The sequence below is a fragment of the Stenotrophomonas sp. EMP41 genome (assembly GCF_047495535.1).
In the GTDB taxonomy this organism is placed as follows: domain Bacteria; phylum Pseudomonadota; class Gammaproteobacteria; order Xanthomonadales; family Xanthomonadaceae; genus Stenotrophomonas; species Stenotrophomonas sepilia.
Window position 1 is genome coordinate 2302037 of sequence record NZ_CP179923.1, and the last position, 17865, is coordinate 2319901.

Consider the following 17865-nt stretch of genomic DNA (forward strand, 5'->3'; position numbering starts at 1 on the left):
CGTTGTGGATGCCATGCACGTCGATACCCTCTGGTCCAACGTCCACCTGATCACCCTCGACGGCGAAGGGCTGGGTGTCATCCGCGATGGCGTCCTGGCCTGCGCCGACGGGCGCATCGTCCATGTCGGCGCGGCCGGCAGCGATGCCCACCTGCAGCCGACCACCCGCATCGATGGCGAAGGCCGCTGGATTTCGCCGGGCCTGATCGACTGCCACACCCACCTGGTCTACGCCGGCAACCGCGCCAACGAATTCGAGCAGCGTCTGCAGGGCGTGAGCTATGCCGAGATCGCCCGTGCCGGCGGCGGCATCGTCTCCACCGTGCGCGCCACCCGCGCCGCGACGCCGGAACAGCTGGCCCGCGAAAGCCGGCCACGGTTGCTGGCGATGCGCGCCGAGGGCGTAACCACCCTCGAGATCAAGTCCGGCTACGGCCTGACCCTGGCCGACGAACGCAAGCAACTGCAGGTTGCGGGCGCGCTGGGCGAGCAATGCCGGGTCAACGTGGTCACCACCTTCCTTGGCGCGCACGCGACTCCGCCGGGCCGCGAGGCGCAGGAATACATCGACGAGGTGTGCGAGGTGATGATTCCGGCCGTCGCCGCCGAAGGCCTGGCCGAAGCGGTGGACGTGTTCTGCGAGAACATCGCGTTCTCGCCCGCGCAGGCGCGGCAGGTGTTCGAGGCCGCCCGCGCGAACGGACTGGCGGTGAAGATCCACGCCGAACAGCTGAGCAACCAGCACGGTGCCGAACTGGCGGCCAGCTTCGGTGCACTGTCGGCCGACCATATCGAACATCTGGACGATGCCGGGATCGCCGCGATGGCCGCTGCCGGTACCGTCGCCGTGCTGCTGCCCGGCGCCTTCTATTTCACCCGCGATACCACCCTGCCGCCGATCGCGGCGTTGCGTGCAGCCGGCGTGCCGCTGGCGCTGGCCACCGACAGCAACCCGGGCACTTCGCCGCTGACCAGCCCGCTGCTGGCGATGAACATGGGCGCCACCCTGTTCCGCCTGACCGTGGACGAGTGCATCGCCGGCTTCACCCGTGAAGCGGCGCGCGCACTGGGCCACGGCGAGCGCATCGGCCGCCTGGCCGTGGGCCTGGACTGCGACCTGGCGATCTGGGACATCGATGCGCCCGCCGACCTGGTCTATCGCATTGGATTCAACCCGCTGCACGCGCGCGTGGTGCGCGGGCAGCCCGACCTGCCTGCCTCCTGGAGCAACGCATGAGCAACACCCTGGTTCTTCGCCCCGGCCATGTCACTCTCGCCCAGTGGCGGCAGGTCTATCGCGGTGCGCCGCTTGCACTGGACCCGGCCGCGCTGCCGGTGGTGCGCGCCAGCGCTGCGGCGGTGGCCGCCATCGTGGCCAAGGGCGCACCGGTGTATGGCATCAACACCGGCTTCGGCAAGCTGGCCAGCGTGCGCATCGAGCGCGAAGACCTGGCCACCCTGCAGCGGAACATCGTGCTCTCGCATGCCGCCGGCGTGGGCGAGCCGATGCCGGCCAGCGTGGTGCGGTTGATGATGGCGCTGAAGCTGGTCAGCCTGGCGCAGGGCGCATCGGGCGTTCGCGAGGAAACCCTGCTGCTGCTCGAAGCGATGCTGGTCAAGGGCGTATTGCCCGTAGTGCCGGCACAAGGCTCGGTGGGTGCCTCGGGCGATCTGGCGCCGCTCTCGCACCTGGCCAGCGTGATGCTGGGCGTGGGCGAAGCCTTCATCGGTGACGAGCGCGTGCCGGCGGTCGATGCGCTGGCACGTGCCGGCCTGCAGCCGATCGAACTGGGCGCGAAGGAAGGCCTTGCGCTGCTCAATGGCACGCAGTTCTCCACCGCCTACGCGCTGGCCGGCCTGTTCGAGATCGAGACCGTGTTCCAGGCCGCATTGGTCACCGGCGCGCTGTCGGTGGAAGCGGCCAAGGGCTCGGACACGCCGTTCGATCCGCGCATCCACGCCATCCGCGGCCAGCGCGGGCAGATCGCCACCGCCGCGACGCTGCGCGCGCTGATGCAGGGCTCGGAGATCCGCGAATCGCACCGTGACAACGACGTGCGCGTGCAGGATCCGTACTGCCTGCGCTGCCAGCCGCAGGTCATGGGCGCGGCGCTGGACATCCTGCGCCAGGCCGCGACCACGCTGGAAATCGAAGCCAACGGCGTCTCTGACAATCCGCTGGTGTTCACCGATACCGGCGAAGCGTTGTCCGGTGGCAACTTCCACGCAGAGCCGGTGGCCTTCGCGGCCGACATGCTGGCGATGGCGGTGTGCGAGATCGGTTCGATCAGCGAGCGCCGCCTGGCGATGCTGGTGGACCCGGCGCTGTCCGGCCTGCCGGCGTTCCTGACCCCGCGCCCGGGCCTGAATTCCGGCTTCATGATTCCGCAGGTGACTGCCGCGGCGCTGGTCTCGGAAAACAAGCAGCGGGCCTACCCGGCCAGCGTTGATTCAATCCCGACCTCGGCCAACCAGGAAGACCATGTGTCGATGGCCGCGCACGGCGCACGCCGCCTGATGCAGATGGCCGAGAATGCCGCCAACGTGATCGGTATCGAACTGCTGGCCGCCGCACAGGGCTGCGACTTCCACGGCCCGCTGCGCTCCAGTGCCGCGCTGGAAAGCGTGCGCGCCACCCTGCGTGCGCAGGTGCCGACACTGGAAGAAGACCGCTACTTCCATCCGGACATGGTGACCGCCACGAATCTGGTGCGCAGCGGCGCGCTGGCGCAGGGCCTTGCCGATCTGTTGCCGACTGTGGAACCACGGGCATGAGTGCCCATCCCGAATGGCCGACGGTGCACGAGGGCGATGCCCCCCTCATCGTCAGCTTCCCGCATACCGGCAGCGAGCTGCCGCACGACCTGATCGGCGACTACCACTCGCCGTGGCTGGCCCGTCGCGATGCCGACTGGTGGGTACACGAGCTGTACGACTTCGTGCGCGGCATGGGCGCGACCACGGTGCGCTCGGCGATCTCGCGTTCGGTGATCGACCTCAACCGTGATCCCAGTGGCGTGTCGCTGTACCCGGGCCAGAACACCACCGGCCTGTGCCCGCTGACCACCTTCGACAACCAGCCGCTGTACCACGCCGGGCGCGAACCGGACGACGCGGAGATCGCGCGTCGCCGCGACACCTATTTCCTGCCCTACCACGATGCCTTGGCTGCGCAGATCGCGCGCCTGCGTGCGCGCCACGGCACCGTGGTGGTGTACGACGCGCACTCGATCCGCTCGCACATCCCGCACCTGTTCGACGGTGAGCTGCCGCAGTTCAATTTGGGCACCGCTGGCCCCTCCGGTGCACCGGACACGTCCTGCGACAACGCCTTGAGCGACGTGGTGGAGAACCTGCTGAAGATCAGTGGCATGAGCCAGGTGCGCAACGGCCGTTTCAAGGGCGGCTGGATCACCCGCCACTACAGCAACATCGCCGGCGGTGTGCACAGCCTGCAGATGGAGTTGGCCTGCCGTGGCTACATGCACGAGCCCCTGCCGGACCAGGTGGACGAACACAGCTGGCCCACCCCGCTCGACCCCGACCACGCCGCACCGCTGCGCCATACCCTGGCGCAGGTGCTCAACGCCTGCCTTGAATTCGCTACGAACCGGAGCGCCGCATGACCCGCAACGACCCGTCCCGCACCCTCGCCGCGCCGACCGGCACCACGCTCAACGCCAAGAGCTGGCTGACTGAAGCGCCGTTGCGCATGCTGATGAACAACCTGCACCCGGACGTGGCCGAACGCCCGCAGGAACTGGTGGTGTACGGCGGCATCGGCCGCGCCGCGCGCGACTGGGAAAGCTTCGATGCCATTGTCGAAACGCTCAAGCGCCTGGACGATGACCAGACCCTGCTGGTGCAGTCGGGCAAGCCAGTGGGCGTGTTCCGCACCCACGCCGATGCACCGCGCGTACTGATCGCCAATTCCAACCTGGTGCCGCGCTGGGCCAACTGGGACCACTTCAACGAGCTGGATAAGAAGGGCCTGGCCATGTACGGCCAGATGACCGCCGGCAGCTGGATCTACATCGGCGCCCAGGGCATCGTGCAGGGCACCTACGAGACTTTCGTGGAAATGGGCCGCCAGCACTTCGGTGGCGACCTGACCGGCAAGTGGCTGTTCACCGGCGGCCTCGGCGGCATGGGCGGCGCACAGCCGCTGGCTGCCGTGATGGCCGGCGCCTCCTGCCTGGCCGTCGAGTGCCGCAAGAGCAGCATCGACATGCGCCTGCGCACCGGCTACCTGGACACCTGGACCGACAATCTGGACGAAGCGCTGCGCTTGATCGACGAGTCGTGCAAGGCCGGCACGCCGAAATCGGTGGGCCTGCTCGGCAACGTTGCCGACGTACTGGCCGAACTGCTCAGGCGCGGCGTGAAGCCGGACCTGCTGACCGACCAGACCTCCGCGCACGACCCGGTGAACGGCTACCTGCCGCAGGGCTGGACGGTCGAACAGTGGGATGAGAAGCGTGTCTCTGCGCCGAAGGAAGTGGAAAAGGCAGCGCGTGCTTCGATGGCCAACCACATCCGCGCCATGCTCGGCTTCCACGCGCTGGGCGTGCCGACCGTGGACTACGGCAACAACCTGCGGCAGATGGCGCTGGAAGAAGGCGTGGCCAATGCCTTCGACTTCCCCGGTTTCGTGCCGGCCTACATCCGCCCGCTGTTCTGCCGTGGCATCGGCCCGTTCCGTTGGGCGGCGCTGAGCGGCGACCCGGAAGACATCGCCAGGACCGATGCCAAGGTGAAGGAACTGATTCCGGACAACCCGCACCTGCACCGCTGGCTGGACATGGCGGCCGAGAAGATCAAGTTCCAGGGCCTGCCGGCGCGCATCTGCTGGGTCGGCCTGGGTGATCGTGATCGACTCGGCCTGGCGTTCAACGAGATGGTCGCCAACGGCGAACTGAAGGCGCCGGTGGTGATCGGGCGCGACCACCTGGACAGTGGCAGCGTCGCCTCGCCGAACCGCGAAACCGAAGCGATGGCCGACGGCTCCGATGCGGTCTCCGACTGGCCGCTGCTGAACGCCCTGCTCAACACCGCCAGCGGCGCGACCTGGGTATCGCTGCACCACGGTGGCGGCGTCGGCATGGGCTTCTCGCAGCACGCCGGCATGGTGATCGTCTGCGATGGCACCGAGGCGGCCGCCAAGCGGATTGGCCGCGTGCTGTGGAACGACCCGGCCACCGGCGTGATGCGCCATGCGGATGCGGGGTATGAAATCGCGATCGACTGCGCGAAGGAAAAGGGACTGGATCTGCCGGGGATCCTGGGCTGATCGCAGGGGTGCCGGCCAGCGGCCGGCACTACCGGAACGTGTGGTAGTGCCGGCCGCTGGCCGGCTCTCCCTGATGCGGGAATCGGTGCCCTTGACCCGCTCTTCCGTCGTCACCAACATGCGCCATCACCGCTGATGGATCACCGCGATGTACCGCACGCTCGCTGCCGCATTGCTCTGCACGCTATGGGTGATTCCGCCTGCTTCGGCGCGTGACGTCCCCACCGCTCTCTCTACCCGGCTCGACGCCCAGCTGCAGGCCAACCGCGAACGCTACGGCATCGCCGGCCAAGCCGTACTGGTCGCCCGCAACGGTCAGGTGCTGTACCAGGGCGCCAGCGGCGAACGTGACCCCGCCACCCATGCGCCTGCCACTGTCGATACGATCTTCGCCGCGCAGTCGATGGCCAAGCTGCTGACCAGCACGCTGGTGATGCAATTGGTCGATCAGGGCAAGGTGGATCCTGATGCGCCGGCCAGCCGCTATGTGCCGGACCTGCCGACCGCATGGCAGGCGATCCACGTACGCGACTTTCTCAACCACAGCTCCGGAATCGCCGAGTACTACGACCGCGTGGACAACCGCTGGGTCAGCAAGGGCTATGCCGAAGTAGCCCCCGATCTTGCGGCTGCGTTGAAGGTGGCCGCCGCCGCACCGATGCAGTTCGCCACCGGCAGCCGCGTGCAGTACACGCAGGCCAACTACCTGGTGCTGACGGCGCTGCTTGAAGCGCATTACCGCAGGCCCTACCCGGCCATCGCACGCGAACGCATCCTGCAGCCGCTGAAGATGACCAGCACCTCGTGGGGCGTTGCCCGCGTGCCGGCCCGTCGCGCGGCGGTGCCGTACATCGGCAAGGCTGGCCAACTGCAGCCTGCCAATGAAGATCCCTGGCCCAACTACGGCTGGGGGCATGCCGACCTGCAGACCACCGTGGGCGACATGCACCGTTTCCTGCAGGCGCTGGCGACCGGCAAGCTGGTGCGCACGGCGACCCTGGAAAAGCTCTGGCAGTCGCAGAAACTGAGCGGTGGCGGCAGCAATTTCTTCTCCACTGGCTGGGATACCACCCGCAGCGACGGCTACACCCAGGTCGGCCATGATGGCGGCACCCGTGTACGTGCGCGGCTCGCCTACAAGGGCACGCTGGCCGACGGCTACTGGGTGTTCGTGTACCTGACCAACGGCAGCGCCCGCAATGTCTGGTCCAGCACCTTGGTGGAGAGCACGATGGCGGTCGCGGCGCCGCAGGAATTTCCGCACGCGGTGCTGTCCGAGCGGCTGGTCGCGTATGCGCTGGATGATGATGCAGGCGCCGCCCAGGCGATACGCAGCTGGTTGCGCGATAACAACCGGGTGACGGGCAGCGAGCTGGAACGTGCGATCAACGCCAGCGGCTATGCCATCCGCCAGAGCCTGGGTGCACGCAGGGCGTTGAAGGTATTCGCCCTCAACAGCGAGCTGTATCCGGATTCGGCCAATGCGTGGGACAGCCTGGCCGAATGTCATGCGGCATTGGGCGAGAAGGAAGCAGCTGATCAGTTCTACGCAAAGTCGAAGACGCTGGCGAAGCCCTCGCCATGAACCCTGCTGTAGAGGCGAGCCCATGCTCGGCTGCTCTTCGCCGCGATGGCAGACAACCCGCGCTGCGCAGGATGGCCGAGCGTGGGCTCGGCTCTACAGGACACGGCGGGCAGCCCATACGCCGCCGGCTGGTGACGCGGGGTCGCCGACCTGTTAACTTGCGCGCCACTTTCGTGGTTTACAGCATTCCCGCATGTCGCTTCCGTCGTACCGCCCTCACCCGTCGCTGCTGTTCCTGGCTGTTTCCCTCGCCCTGGCTTCCACCGCCGCCGCCGCCCCGCAGGCCACCACCCTCGATGCCGTGCAGGTCACCGCTGCCGCCGATGCCAGCGCGCAGGCGCGCGAGACGCTGAAGCGCGTAGCCGGCGCCAGCAACGTCATCGACGTGGCCAAGGCCGACAGCCGACTGTCCACCAGTGCGGATGTGCTGGCCTTCCAGCCGGGCATCAGCGCGCAGTCGCCGGGCAACGAAGGCACCAAGATCTCGATCCGTGGCTCGGGCATCAACCGGGGCCCGGGCGCGCATGCCTCGGGCATTGCGGTGTCGATCGACGGTCTGCCACTGACCGGCCCGGGCGGCACGCCATACGAGCTGCTGGAACCGCTGTGGTTGTCGCGCGTGGAAGTCCTGCGCGGCGCCAACGGCTTCGAGCGCGGCGCGCTCGCGCTGGGTGGTGCCATCGACTACGTCAGCCGCAGCGGTCGCGATTCGGCGGGCGTGCAGCTGCATTACGAAGCCGGCAGCCGTGGCTATCAGAAGCGTGGCCTCAGCTGGGGTGGCGTCAGCGGCGATGTCGACTACTTCATGGCCTACACCGATACCGAATTCGACGGTTACCAGCGCCATGCGCGCGGCGACGGCAAGGGTGCGATGGCCAACATCGGCTGGCAGATCACCCCCGACCTGCAGACGCGCTTTTTCGTGCGCTATCGCGAAACCAATCATGAAACGCCCGGCCGCCTGACCCGCGATCAGATCCGCAACGATCCGCGCGCCGCGAACGCGGCCAACCTGGCCATCGATGCGCATCGCCCGCAGCCGGGCAGCACCTGGGTGGGAAACGTCACCACGCTGCAGATCGATGAGGACTCCTCGCTGCAGGCCGGGCTGGTCTACCACACCTACCCGATGGACTTGAACGAGAGCCTGTACCGGCAGCAGCTGGACTACGCCAACCTCAACGCCACGCTGGACTACCGCCGCCGCCACAGGCTGTTCGGCCTGGACAGCGAAACCACGGTCGGCCTGCGCGTCACCCACGACCTGGATGCCGACGTGCGCGAGTCGCTGCGCTTTGCCAGCAACGGCTATGCCGCCGGCACGCGCACGCGTGACTTCCGCCACCACGGCACCGACAGCACACTGCACGTCAGCAACACCCTCGCCTTCAATGACCGCCTGCGCATGCAGGCTGGGCTGGCACTGATCAACACCCGCCGCGATGTTCAGGTGACCTGGCCGAGCAGCGGCGGCCGCCTGCGCGACCGCGACTGGGACTACGCGCCGCGGCTGGGCTTCACCTGGCAGCACAGCGCGCAGACGCAGTGGTTCGGCAACCTCAGCCGCTCGGTGGAGGCGCCACATCCGTGGTCGATGATCTGGGGTTCGAACCAGTACTTCGGGCCGGGCAATGGCCCGTCTACCGGCCGCCAGCGCGCGCCGGTGCCGATGCAGAACCAGACAGCTACGACGCTGGAACTGGGCGCGCGCGGTGATGCGGCGGTGGGTCGCTGGGAATTGACCGGCTACTACGCGCATGTGAATCACGAGCTGCTTAGCGTGGAACTGCAACCGGTGCCGAACCTGTTCATCGCAGAAAACAACGCCAGCCCCACCGTTCACCGCGGCATCGAGGCCGGATTGGACAGCACGCTGTGGCAGGCTGCACCGGGCCGCCTGTCGCTGCGCCAGGCCTACACCTTCAGCGATTTCCGCTACCGCCACGACGCGCGTTTCGGCAGCAACCGCCTGCCCGGCCTGCCGCGCCACACCTACCAGGCCGAGCTGCGCTTCGATCATGCGTCCGGCCTGTACGCTGCGCTCAATACCGAATACGCCTCGCGCATTGCCGTGGACTATGCCAACAGCTACTGGGCCGACAGCCATGTGATCTTCGGCAGCCGCATCGGCTACGACGCACCCGGTGGCCGCTGGCAGGCCTGGGCCGAGATGCGCAACATCGGCAACCGCCACTACGCGGCCACAGTCACGCCGGGCTACGACGATGCCGGCAGGGATGTCGCCCGCTCGACCCCGGGTGAAGGCCGTGGCGTCTATGCGGGCGTGCGCTGGCGCTTTGACTGATCGCAGCAGGCGGCGCCGGGCGTGATCCGGCGCCATCGTTCCAGGGTCAGCCGATACGCCACGCCGGCAAGCGTTCGCTGCGCTTCCAGATGGAAGGCGCGAAACCAATCAACACCAGCGCCGCCAGCCACTTCGGTGAGGTGTTGAGCAGTGTCGAGGCAAGGGAACCATCGCCGGGGGCGGCCATTTCCTGCCACGGGTTGTAGCCCAGGTAGACGACGCTGCCAGCCCACCACAACAACGCCAGGCCGATGCCCACCAGCAACAAAGCCAGCGTGCGGCAGGTCCAGCGCTGCGACGTGGTGCCCCATTCCCGCGACGCTGCGATCAGCAGACCCACCACCAGCAGCGACACCAGTGCAACCAGCCCGATATCGACTTTGGGCCCGATGCGCTCATAAGTGCAGGCGCGACATTGCGCCTCATCCGCGGCAGTGGCGGCGTCGGCGCCATCGGCCTGCCCGGCTGCGGGCTGTGCCAGCGCTGCAAACGGCATCAGTACCGCCAGCAGTGCCGCCATGATCCAACGAAACAACGTCCTGTTCCTGCGTGCAGCGACATCCATGCGCTTGTCCTTGTCAGGGTTGGTTGATGCCGGGCCACGTTCCGAGGCCCCCGGCGGATCATAGCGCAGAGCCGGGCAGGATCGAAAACTGCGCGTGCCTCTACGGCTTGGGGAGTACCAGGGCCGGACGGGCGCTGGCCGATCGCCAGCCCGGTATGGGCCATGCCGCGCTACGGCATGCGATTGGCAGCTTCAGCGGGCTGGCGCCGGAATGCCCGGCTGCTTCACGCCGGCCGCGCCTTGGTCACCGCCTCGATGCGATGGCCCTCGGGGTCGACCACGAACGCGGCGTAGTAGAAGTCACCATAATCGGGGCGCAGTCCGGGCGCACCATTGTCAGCGCCCCCGTTGGCCATGGCTGCTGCGTGGAAGGCATCCACCGCCGCTGCGGACGCTGCAGCGAACGCCAGGTGGAAGCCGGGGCCCGGCGCTGCGGCGTCATCACGCAGCTTCAGGCACAACGCGTCTTCATCATCGACCACCCCATAGCCGATCGCGGTCTCGTCCTCGAACACCCGGCGGTACCCGAGTGCGGCGAGCGCGGCGTCATAAAAGCGGCCTGCGATATCAAGGTCACGAACGCCGAGGGATAGGTGGTGCAACATGCGGACATCCTTGCCGGGCACGCAGTAGCGCGTTCGGTTGCATTCTAGCGCGCAGGTGGCGCGGCGGCCTTCAGCAACTGCGCTGCGACCTGGTCGAACGGGGCAATGTCCTGCAGTGCGCGGCACATTGCCACGGCGCCTTCCACGCTGGCGATCACCAGGCTGGCCAGCCCATCCGCCACAGCAGGTTGGTGGCCGTCGGCAATGAAGGCTGCGGCCAGATGCCCCTGCCAGCGCATGAACACCGCTGCGGCGGCCGCGCGCGGTTGGCTGGGAACCGCCTCGACCGGTTCCTCCACGGCAGCGGCCAGCACCGGGCAGCCGGCGCGGAATTCTGAGCGCAGCAGACGCTCGCGCCAGATCGCCAGGAACTGCTGCAGGCCCTGCACCGCCCCACCCTCCAGCAGCTCCATCAGCAGCACCTCCACCTTGTCGCCGGCCATGTGGGTGGCGCGCGCCAGCAGCTCCTGCTTGCCGCCGGGAAAGTGATGGTAGGTGGAACCCAACGGCGCCTCAGCCAGCTTGGTCACCTCACGGATACTGGTGGCATTGAGGCCCACCCGCGCCAGCATCTGTGCTGCGGCATCCATCACCCGTTGTGGCGCATCAGAGGGTCGCGGGCTCACGGCGGGCTCCTTGCTAAGACAATCGTCATAGATTAGCGTACCGGCGATTCTATAACAGTCGTCATAGCCATGAATCTCTGGTTCCGCCTGCTCCACCTGCTGCTGTGCAGCCTGTTCCGGCCGAAGCTGCAGGCGCCGTTCGGGGTCTCGCGGCTGCAGTTCCGGGTACTGCCCAACGACCTGGACAGCAACCTACACATGACCAACGGCCGCTACTGGAACATCTTCGACCTGGGCCGGCTGGACCTGATCCTGCGCATGGGTCTGGGCCGGGTGGCACTGCGCGAGAAGTGGGCACCGATCGTCGGTGCCGGCACCATCCAGTTCCGTCGCGAGCTGAAGCCGTTCCAGCGCTTCACCCTGGAAACGCGCCTGGTGGGCTGGGTCGGCTCGCGCGGCATCATGGAGCAGCGCGTGCTGATCGGACCCGAGCAGAAGATCGCCACCCGTGCGCTGCTGGTCACCGGCATCTACGACCGTCGCGCGCGCCAGTTCCTGGGCATGCCGAAGATGATGGAGGCGATCGGCGTGGTTGCCCCGCCCTCGCCGCCGCTCAGTGCAGCCGCCGAGGCGCTGCTGGCGGCCGATGCGGCGTTGAAGCAGGACGATGCCTGAGCTTCAGGGGGCGGCCAGCGGCACCGCGTGCAGTTCGCGCGATACGACCTGGGTGCGCCCTCCCACGTGCAGCACGTACTCGAAGGACTGCCGCATGCGGCTGTACGCGCCACCCTCCGGCACGCCGTAGTTGGCGCCCACGCTGAGGGTATGCCGGCCCGGCGGCAACGGCTTGAGCATCACCCAGTAACCGTCGGCGGCGGCCAGCCGTGAGTCTGCGTCATCGGCATCCATGCGGAAGCAGCCTTCGCTGCGGACCCGATGCATGCGCATGTCGCCCAGGGGTTGGCCATCCAGCAGCACCACCGCACTGATCAGGTAATCGTTGTTGACCGCCGCTCCTGCCTGGAGCTCTTTGCAGGGCACCTGCTCGTCTGTCTGGAACTGCGCCATGTTGATGATCGGCAGCAACAGGTACTTGCCCGCTGGCACCACGCATTCGCGATGTGGCCGGAAACGGCCATTGGTGCCGGCCAGGTTCCAGACCGGGCCCTCCTGGCCCAGATCGCAGACTCGTCCATCCGGGTCGAGATAGGGCGCGCCGCCCAGGCTGTCGGTCCAGCGCCACCAGCGGGCGGTCCATTCGGCCAGTGAAACTCCGGCCACCGGCTCACGCGTCAGCGGCGAAGGCGCTGCCGTGTCTGCACTGAACGCCGGCACGGCCGCCAGCAGCAGTGCCATCGTTGCGCCGCTGCGGCGCAGCCATCCCTGGATTCCCTTCCGCATCACCCACCCCATCGTCCCTGGAGGCCACGCTGCGTGGCCGGCTTCGGGCCACTTTACCTCGACGGGCTGGATGCTGTGCATTGCGGCGCTGTGCCTACTCCGGCGCCATTGCGCGCCTGATTGCGTCCTCCGCCAACGGTGCCATCACCGAATAGCCCTTTGCGGTGGGATGCACGCCATCCTCGGCCAGCTGCGGATCCAATCCGCCGGCGGCATTGGCCATCGGCGTGTAGTAGTCCAGATAGACCAGCTGCTGCGCCTCGGCATAGCGCTTCAGTGCATGATTCAACGCGCGCACCTTCGGCGCAGGCGTGATGCCCCGCATCCATGGGTACTCGCTGACCGGCAGCACCGATGCCAGCACCACGGCGATGCCATGCGCGCGTGCCAGGTCCACCATCGCGTGCAGGTTGTCTTCAATCATCGCCTGCGTGGACGGGCCGGTGTTGCCGGCAATGTCGTTGGTGCCGGCCAGGATCACCACCACCTGCGGCTTCAGTGCCAGCACGTCCTGCGGGAACCGCACCAGCATCTGCGCCGTGGTCTGGCCACTGATGCCGCGGTTGAGCCAGCCCTTGCCGGGAAAGAACGCCGCGCTGCCTTCCCTGCCCCAGCCTTCGGTGATCGAGTCACCGAAGAACACCACGCGTGGTTGCCCCGGTACGGCGGCAGGCAGTCGTGCGTTGGCTTCACGATAGTGCTGCAGCTGCGGCCAATCGGCCAGGCGCTGCTGCATGAAACGAATCTCATCAGGGCGCAGCTGCTCTACAGGTTTGAGCAGCAACGGATTGACCGCGCCCGATTCGGCGGCCACGGCCGGAACGGTCACGCCGATGCCGAAGGCGATGGCCAACGTTCCGGCAAGCACAACAGGAATACGCATGGAGACTCTCCCGGTTCAGGGCGGCAGTCTAGCGCCCCGGCCTGCGTTCAACGTGCCGCCGACGGCGCGGCCACGCCGGTCACGTTGGCCGGCATCCACATGCCGGGCGTCCAGCCACTGGCAGCCAGGATTGCCTTCGGGTTGTCCTGCTGGATCAGCGCACGCACCGCATCGCGCTTGTCCTTGGCCTGCAGGTAATAGGCCTTGGCGATGCGGTAGCCCACCCAGTACCCAAGGTCATAGGGCTCCTGCGAACCGGGCTTGTAGTTGTACAGCCACGGCGACAGATCGGTACTGTCCACATCCAGCGCAAAGGCGCTTTCAATATGGACCTCGCGGCCGCGCGTCCACGCCGCATGGCGACTGTTGCCGACGTTGCCGGAAATCAACTCGGCGATGAATTCGGCGATGCCTTCGCCCAGCGAAACACGCAGCACCGTCGCATGCGGGTCGCCGGGCTCGAAATCGATCAGGCCGGTCTGCTGGATGTGCACGTACTCGTGCGCGATCACGTGCACGAAACGGTCCTGCACGTTGGGATTCATGAAATCGGCTGCACACAGCGCTTCCAGGCCGATGATCACCCCACTCTTCGAGGTCAACCCGACCGGCCGGCCACGGCCGACCGCGAGGGTCACCGGCGGGAACGCGGCCTGCGGATAGATCGCCTGCAGATTGCCAAACACCTGCACCAGGCGCTGCTTGACCGCCGGCAGCTCCGCCAGGCAGCTGCGGCCCTGCGCATACACCCCGGGCTGGCTGGCAATGGCTTCGGCCATGCGTTCGGGCGTGACCCGGCGCGCCTTCGCCAGTTCACCCAGGCCCGGACTGCCTTCGGCCAGGTAAGCGGCCAGCTGGGCAACGCTGGGCTTGCCACCGGCGCTGTCGTAGAGCGCGTAGAAGCGGCTGGCATCTGTGGTGAGGATCTGCGGCCCCGGCGGGGTAGCCGCCGACGCCGCGCCGACCGCCCCGGCACAGGCCAGGGCAAGCAGGCAACGCGGGAAACTGGACATCGCTCCGTCCCTGGTGGAGTGCATGCGAAGCGCGCAATCTATCACTCCGGCCCGGCCACCGCAGCGGGCACATGCAGGCCCTTCGGGGCTGTGCCAGACTCACTCAGGCACCTGCCATGGATGATGGAGCACCGCACGATGATGATCGTTCCCGCGTACTGGGCCGAAGCCCGCCTGCAGGCCCGTTTTCGTGGCCGGCCGGTGGTCGTGCGCCGCTTCGGCTGGTCCGACGAGGGCCCTGCAGAGGCGCAGGCGCATGCCGACCGCCGCGCCAACGAGGCACTCAACGCGATCCTCGCCGGCCAGGCGCTGCCGCGTCGAGAAATCCGCAGCAACTATGGCGTGGAGGGTGTGCCAATCCGCGAGCAGATCGTGCAGCGCGATGGCGATGTCATCATCACCCGCAACAGCTACGGCGCGTTGTGCCTCAACAGCCCCGACGTGCTGTTTGCCGACATCGACCATGCGCAGCCACCAGCCGGTTGCGTGATACCGGCGATCGTCGCTGCGGTCGTGCTGCTTGCCGGTGCAGTCATCGGCACCCTGCTCTGGCACTGGCTGCTGGGCCTGGTCCTGGGCGTGGCGGCAGTGCTGCTGGTCAACGCGGCAGTGCTGATGCGGCGGAAGCAACGCCTGGCCGCCGCCGGCGGCGTTGAAGGACTTGCGTTGAAGCGCGTGGAGGCCTTCAGCGCACAGCACCCCGATTGGCACCTGCGTGCCTACCGTACGCCGGCCGGGCTGCGCGTGCTGGCGATGCATGCCACGTTCTCACCCGAAGACACGCTGCCGCAGGATTTCTTCAAGGCGCTGGGTACCGATCCGCTCTACGCGCGCATGTGCCGGTTGCAGCATTGCTTCCGTGCACGGCTGACACCGAAGCCGTGGCGCGTCGGTCTGCGTTATCGCATCCGGCCGCCGGTGGCCGCGTGGTCAGCCGAACAAGCCAACAACCCGGACCGGTTGGCCTGGATTGCCGACTATGAAAAGAAGAGTGCCGGCTTTGCTGCGTGCACCTACCTGCGCAGCTTCGGCGACACCGCCCGGGTGCATGCCAAGGCCGAGCATGTGCGTGACCTGCATGACCGGCTGTCACGCGCGCAGGACCGGTTACCGCTTGCCTGAGCGCAACGGGCGCGCTCAGTCCGCGCCCTGCACGAACGGCTGCCCTGCCAGGGTGGTGCCCAGGCGCACCGCGATCTGTTGACCGTCCTTTCTGAAGGTGGTCGCACACTGCTTTCCGCCCTTCTGGCATCCGACTTCCGGAAAGCCCTCGAGTGACTCAAGCGCGCCCTGAACCGGACTCGCCTGCCACCCTGCCGCATCCATCAGGCGCTTGGCCTTGGCGTAGGGCATGCCGGCGACGATGCCCAGCTGCGTCAGCTCTGTGGGCAACGCTTGAGAATAGGCCGTTGGGATCGAGGCCAACGACAGCACTGCAGCGAGGAAGATGGCTTTCATTGCACCGATCTGGAACGAGCACACAGCCTGAGCCTAGCCTATTGGCATGACGCAGGAATGTGCCGGTAACACGTCGTTACCGAGTCTCCACAGTTGAATGCAGAGCACCTCAATCCGTTTACAGGCGAACGGCAGCCGAGCACGGGCTCGGCTCTACAGGATGTAGGAAGGCCGCCCTGAGGCGGCTTCTGCAAAGCGGTTGCGGTCGACCACGTCAATGTCCACGGCCCCGCGCGTGAGTAAAGTTCGGTAACCAACACTGGGCTGCGCTTGGCCCCGGCGTGCGCCAAAGCCTCGACCACCTTGTTGGAAACAGCCGCCATCGTCAGACCTGATCGTACTTCCGCAACTCTGCATCGAATACCTGCCCGGAGATAGCCTAAGGATTGCTGTAGACCCGCCTGGGCTCAAAAAGCACTCCGCCGACCATCGCCCACCACATGAAAACCACCGAAAATCAATGGCTTCAGTGAAATTTCTGCGGAAGAACATGCTTGCCAAAGCATGCCTCATCCCTGAAATACAGCAAATCCTAGGTCAATCCGCTTGAAAGAATTAAATCCACAAACAATAATCCAGCAATCGGATCGATAAACAGCATTTATGACTCGGATTTCCGTAACCGCATTTCTCATCAGAAGAGACGCCACTCCGGATGTATTTGAGTTCCTGCGATCACTGCCCGAGTCAGTGCCGTTAAAGCCACCTCTTGAAGGGACGTTCTATCCAATCCCATCACCGAAGAGGCAACCCGGCTGGGCTCAAACCGTTGAAACCGAACTGCTATCCCATCCACCTTCTGAGCAACTCTTCTCACAAACTGCGGCCGGCCTGATCAAACTCCGCATTGCGAAGAGAATAGTACTGATCACTTTCGGTCACGCTTGGATGAGACTTCAGACAGACTGGTACCACGATGACTTCGGCCGCCGAGCATGCCTCAACCTAATCGAGGTTGATGATCTGAAGCAGATCCGTCTCGAGCAAGTCCTTGCAAAGAGGCACCGGCAGGTTGAGAGATCCCCAACCACCTCCAGTCTCGGAAGTTTCAACTTCGAAAGTGATCGAGACTTGGTCTTTTCAGTGGAAGGCGAAAGTCGACACAAACTGATCTCGGGCAACGTCCGTGGCGGCGCACCAATCAGGTTTGACATTCCAATTGAGCGCCTTGGCAAAGCCCTTCATTTGCTATGCAAAAAACAGGGCCTGGGATATCAAAGAAAATTTCCTGATATTGATAACTTGATCGCCGTGACAAACAGTAAAGACATAGATGACCTAGAGCTCTCACTGGAGGCTGACATGAGAGCAGCCAACCCGACACTGACAATGGGACCCCCCATAAGCTTGGAGACGATTGATCAGGATCTGTTTTTTACCTACGAGAAATGGAACAAAAAAAACCACGCCAAAGCGTGGACACTCAACTACGCGGCTTGGCTGAGCTCCCTAAAGGGAGCGCCTCCCACGCTGGAACTAGCAAAAAGGCCATCAATCAGCGTAGTCGACTCATCAACATCCATTAAGAGAACAAGCATCTCTCCACGCGACTGCTTTTCGTTTGACACATCAAGAAGAGACGGACACTTCGTCACCTTCTCAGGAAAGTGGTACATAGCATCACCCAACCTTCAAAAACGAATCATTGATTTCCTGGCCACACTCAGCGCTCCGAGCCAGCCACCCCCTGCATGGAATGGCATAGATATCGAGAAAGATTACAATACACATTGCTGCTCCTCATCACCAAATTTCGTCCATATGGACGCCAGAAATTTGATGTACGGGGGAGGTCAGTCAAAGTTCGAATTCTGCGACTTCTTGGACATAGACAAGAAAATTCTCTACTTCGTCAAGAATCCGAGCTCCGCTGCCGGAATGAGTCATCTCTACGAACAGGTTCGCAGAACCGTGGAACTGTTCTTTGGGTCCAACGAGGACTACCTAGGCCAGCTCCGCCACAAATTTTCCGAGGCGCATCCGGCAATAGATCCCTCTTGGCTGTGTTCCCCGCCACGATCAGTCGAATGGGAAATATGCATGGTCTCCATGGGAAAGCCCGCCACACATTTATCTATGTTTTCCAAATGCGGCCTAATGAAGCTGCACAGGGAGGTCTCAAATCGATGCCGCCTGGTCAGCTTTGCGCAAGTCTGAGCGCTACGGCAGTCCGGAAGCCATCATTCCGTGGCGG

16 protein-coding genes are annotated in these 17865 nt (G+C 65.6%); 9 read left to right on the forward strand and 7 right to left on the reverse strand.

Annotated features, from left to right (window positions below; genetic code table 11):
* Nucleotides 1–13 precede the first annotated feature (13 nt).
* The 6 genes from hutI to ACMGRF_RS10650 all read left to right on the forward strand — a co-directional run bounded on the left by hutI (nucleotide 14) and on the right by ACMGRF_RS10650 (nucleotide 9180).
* A complete protein-coding gene (hutI, locus tag ACMGRF_RS10625; RefSeq protein ID WP_049414449.1) occupies nucleotides 14–1237 on the forward strand; it encodes an imidazolonepropionase in 1224 nt (407 codons plus the stop codon).
* A complete protein-coding gene (gene hutH / locus ACMGRF_RS10630) occupies nucleotides 1234–2775 on the forward strand; it encodes a histidine ammonia-lyase (RefSeq protein WP_180880714.1) in 1542 nt (513 codons plus the stop codon). Before hutI ends, hutH begins: the two co-directional genes overlap by 4 nt.
* The gene (hutG, locus tag ACMGRF_RS10635) at nucleotides 2772–3626 is read left to right on the forward strand and encodes an N-formylglutamate deformylase (RefSeq protein WP_414485213.1); all 855 of its coding nucleotides are present in this window, start codon (nucleotides 2772–2774) and stop codon (nucleotides 3624–3626) included. Before hutH ends, hutG begins: the two co-directional genes overlap by 4 nt.
* Entirely contained in the window at nucleotides 3623–5290 is a 1668-nt protein-coding gene (hutU, locus tag ACMGRF_RS10640; protein WP_180880718.1) for a urocanate hydratase, read from the forward strand. Before hutG ends, hutU begins: the two co-directional genes overlap by 4 nt.
* Before the next feature lie 148 nt (nucleotides 5291–5438).
* Nucleotides 5439–6875 carry a serine hydrolase domain-containing protein gene (locus ACMGRF_RS10645; RefSeq protein WP_180880889.1) on the forward strand — a complete coding sequence of 479 codons (1437 nt, stop codon included), beginning with the start codon at nucleotides 5439–5441 and terminating at the stop codon, nucleotides 6873–6875.
* A gap of 193 nt (nucleotides 6876–7068) precedes the next feature.
* A complete protein-coding gene (locus tag ACMGRF_RS10650; RefSeq protein WP_180880891.1) occupies nucleotides 7069–9180 on the forward strand; it encodes a TonB-dependent receptor family protein in 2112 nt (703 codons plus the stop codon).
* 46 nt (nucleotides 9181–9226) lie between these two features.
* On the opposite strand, the gene ACMGRF_RS10655 is transcribed toward ACMGRF_RS10650, so the two are convergent.
* The 3 genes from ACMGRF_RS10655 to ACMGRF_RS10665 form a co-directional block, all read right to left on the reverse strand.
* Complete coding sequence (locus tag ACMGRF_RS10655; RefSeq protein ID WP_049414437.1) at nucleotides 9227–9745, reverse strand: hypothetical protein; 519 nt, start codon at nucleotides 9743–9745, stop codon at nucleotides 9227–9229.
* 224 nt (nucleotides 9746–9969) lie between these two features.
* Nucleotides 9970–10350 carry a VOC family protein gene (locus ACMGRF_RS10660; protein ID WP_049435333.1) on the reverse strand — a complete coding sequence of 127 codons (381 nt, stop codon included), beginning with the start codon at nucleotides 10348–10350 and terminating at the stop codon, nucleotides 9970–9972.
* A 44-nt stretch (nucleotides 10351–10394) separates the two neighbouring features.
* Complete coding sequence (locus tag ACMGRF_RS10665) at nucleotides 10395–10976, reverse strand: TetR/AcrR family transcriptional regulator (RefSeq protein WP_049414658.1); 582 nt, start codon at nucleotides 10974–10976, stop codon at nucleotides 10395–10397.
* Between the two features lie 69 nt (nucleotides 10977–11045).
* Between ACMGRF_RS10665 and ACMGRF_RS10670 the strand changes: the two genes are divergently transcribed.
* Entirely contained in the window at nucleotides 11046–11591 is a 546-nt protein-coding gene (locus ACMGRF_RS10670) for a thioesterase family protein (RefSeq protein WP_049414660.1), read from the forward strand.
* 3 nt (nucleotides 11592–11594) lie between these two features.
* Here ACMGRF_RS10670 and ACMGRF_RS10675 read toward each other — a convergent pair whose 3' ends face one another.
* The 3 genes from ACMGRF_RS10675 to ACMGRF_RS10685 form a co-directional block, all read right to left on the reverse strand.
* Nucleotides 11595–12317: a hypothetical protein gene (locus tag ACMGRF_RS10675; RefSeq protein ID WP_262223115.1), complete on the reverse strand. Its 723-nt coding sequence runs from the start codon at nucleotides 12315–12317 to the stop codon at nucleotides 11595–11597.
* Between the two features lie 94 nt (nucleotides 12318–12411).
* Complete coding sequence (locus tag ACMGRF_RS10680; RefSeq protein ID WP_049414662.1) at nucleotides 12412–13200, reverse strand: SGNH/GDSL hydrolase family protein; 789 nt, start codon at nucleotides 13198–13200, stop codon at nucleotides 12412–12414.
* Between the two features lie 47 nt (nucleotides 13201–13247).
* Nucleotides 13248–14213 (reverse strand): DUF2268 domain-containing putative Zn-dependent protease, encoded by a 966-nt coding sequence (locus ACMGRF_RS10685; RefSeq protein ID WP_049414664.1) that lies wholly within the window; start codon nucleotides 14211–14213, stop codon nucleotides 13248–13250.
* Nucleotides 14214–14351: 138 nt separating this feature from the next.
* Between ACMGRF_RS10685 and ACMGRF_RS10690 the strand changes: the two genes are divergently transcribed.
* Nucleotides 14352–15335, forward strand: a complete 984-nt coding sequence (locus tag ACMGRF_RS10690; protein ID WP_049414669.1) for a membrane protein — start codon at nucleotides 14352–14354, stop codon at nucleotides 15333–15335.
* 15 nt (nucleotides 15336–15350) lie between these two features.
* Here ACMGRF_RS10690 and ACMGRF_RS10695 read toward each other — a convergent pair whose 3' ends face one another.
* A complete protein-coding gene (locus ACMGRF_RS10695) occupies nucleotides 15351–15671 on the reverse strand; it encodes a hypothetical protein (protein ID WP_049414665.1) in 321 nt (106 codons plus the stop codon).
* Between the two features lie 603 nt (nucleotides 15672–16274).
* On the opposite strand from ACMGRF_RS10695, the gene ACMGRF_RS10700 reads away from it, so the two are divergent.
* Complete coding sequence (locus ACMGRF_RS10700; RefSeq protein ID WP_099486631.1) at nucleotides 16275–17828, forward strand: TIGR04141 family sporadically distributed protein; 1554 nt, start codon at nucleotides 16275–16277, stop codon at nucleotides 17826–17828.
* Nucleotides 17829–17865 lie beyond the last annotated feature (37 nt).

What these genes read in the sequence shown, in the direction of transcription:
- hutI (WP_049414449.1), top strand. Translation starts at nt 14, where the DNA reads ATGCACGTCGATACCCTCTGGTCCAACGTCCACCTGATCACCCTCGAC.
- hutH (WP_180880714.1), top strand. Translation starts at nt 1,234, where the DNA reads ATGAGCAACACCCTGGTTCTTCGCCCCGGCCATGTCACTCTCGCCCAG.
- hutG (WP_414485213.1), top strand. Translation starts at nt 2,772, where the DNA reads ATGAGTGCCCATCCCGAATGGCCGACGGTGCACGAGGGCGATGCCCCC.
- hutU (WP_180880718.1), top strand. Translation starts at nt 3,623, where the DNA reads ATGACCCGCAACGACCCGTCCCGCACCCTCGCCGCGCCGACCGGCACC.
- ACMGRF_RS10645 (WP_180880889.1), top strand. Translation starts at nt 5,439, where the DNA reads ATGTACCGCACGCTCGCTGCCGCATTGCTCTGCACGCTATGGGTGATT.
- ACMGRF_RS10650 (WP_180880891.1), top strand. Translation starts at nt 7,069, where the DNA reads ATGTCGCTTCCGTCGTACCGCCCTCACCCGTCGCTGCTGTTCCTGGCT.
- ACMGRF_RS10655 (WP_049414437.1), bottom strand. Translation starts at nt 9,745, where the DNA reads ATGGATGTCGCTGCACGCAGGAACAGGACGTTGTTTCGTTGGATCATG.
- ACMGRF_RS10660 (WP_049435333.1), bottom strand. Translation starts at nt 10,350, where the DNA reads ATGTTGCACCACCTATCCCTCGGCGTTCGTGACCTTGATATCGCAGGC.
- ACMGRF_RS10670 (WP_049414660.1), top strand. Translation starts at nt 11,046, where the DNA reads ATGAATCTCTGGTTCCGCCTGCTCCACCTGCTGCTGTGCAGCCTGTTC.
- ACMGRF_RS10675 (WP_262223115.1), bottom strand. Translation starts at nt 12,317, where the DNA reads ATGCGGAAGGGAATCCAGGGATGGCTGCGCCGCAGCGGCGCAACGATG.
- ACMGRF_RS10680 (WP_049414662.1), bottom strand. Translation starts at nt 13,200, where the DNA reads ATGCGTATTCCTGTTGTGCTTGCCGGAACGTTGGCCATCGCCTTCGGC.
- ACMGRF_RS10685 (WP_049414664.1), bottom strand. Translation starts at nt 14,213, where the DNA reads ATGTCCAGTTTCCCGCGTTGCCTGCTTGCCCTGGCCTGTGCCGGGGCG.
- ACMGRF_RS10690 (WP_049414669.1), top strand. Translation starts at nt 14,352, where the DNA reads ATGATGATCGTTCCCGCGTACTGGGCCGAAGCCCGCCTGCAGGCCCGT.
- ACMGRF_RS10695 (WP_049414665.1), bottom strand. Translation starts at nt 15,671, where the DNA reads ATGAAAGCCATCTTCCTCGCTGCAGTGCTGTCGTTGGCCTCGATCCCA.
- ACMGRF_RS10700 (WP_099486631.1), top strand. Translation starts at nt 16,275, where the DNA reads ATGACTCGGATTTCCGTAACCGCATTTCTCATCAGAAGAGACGCCACT.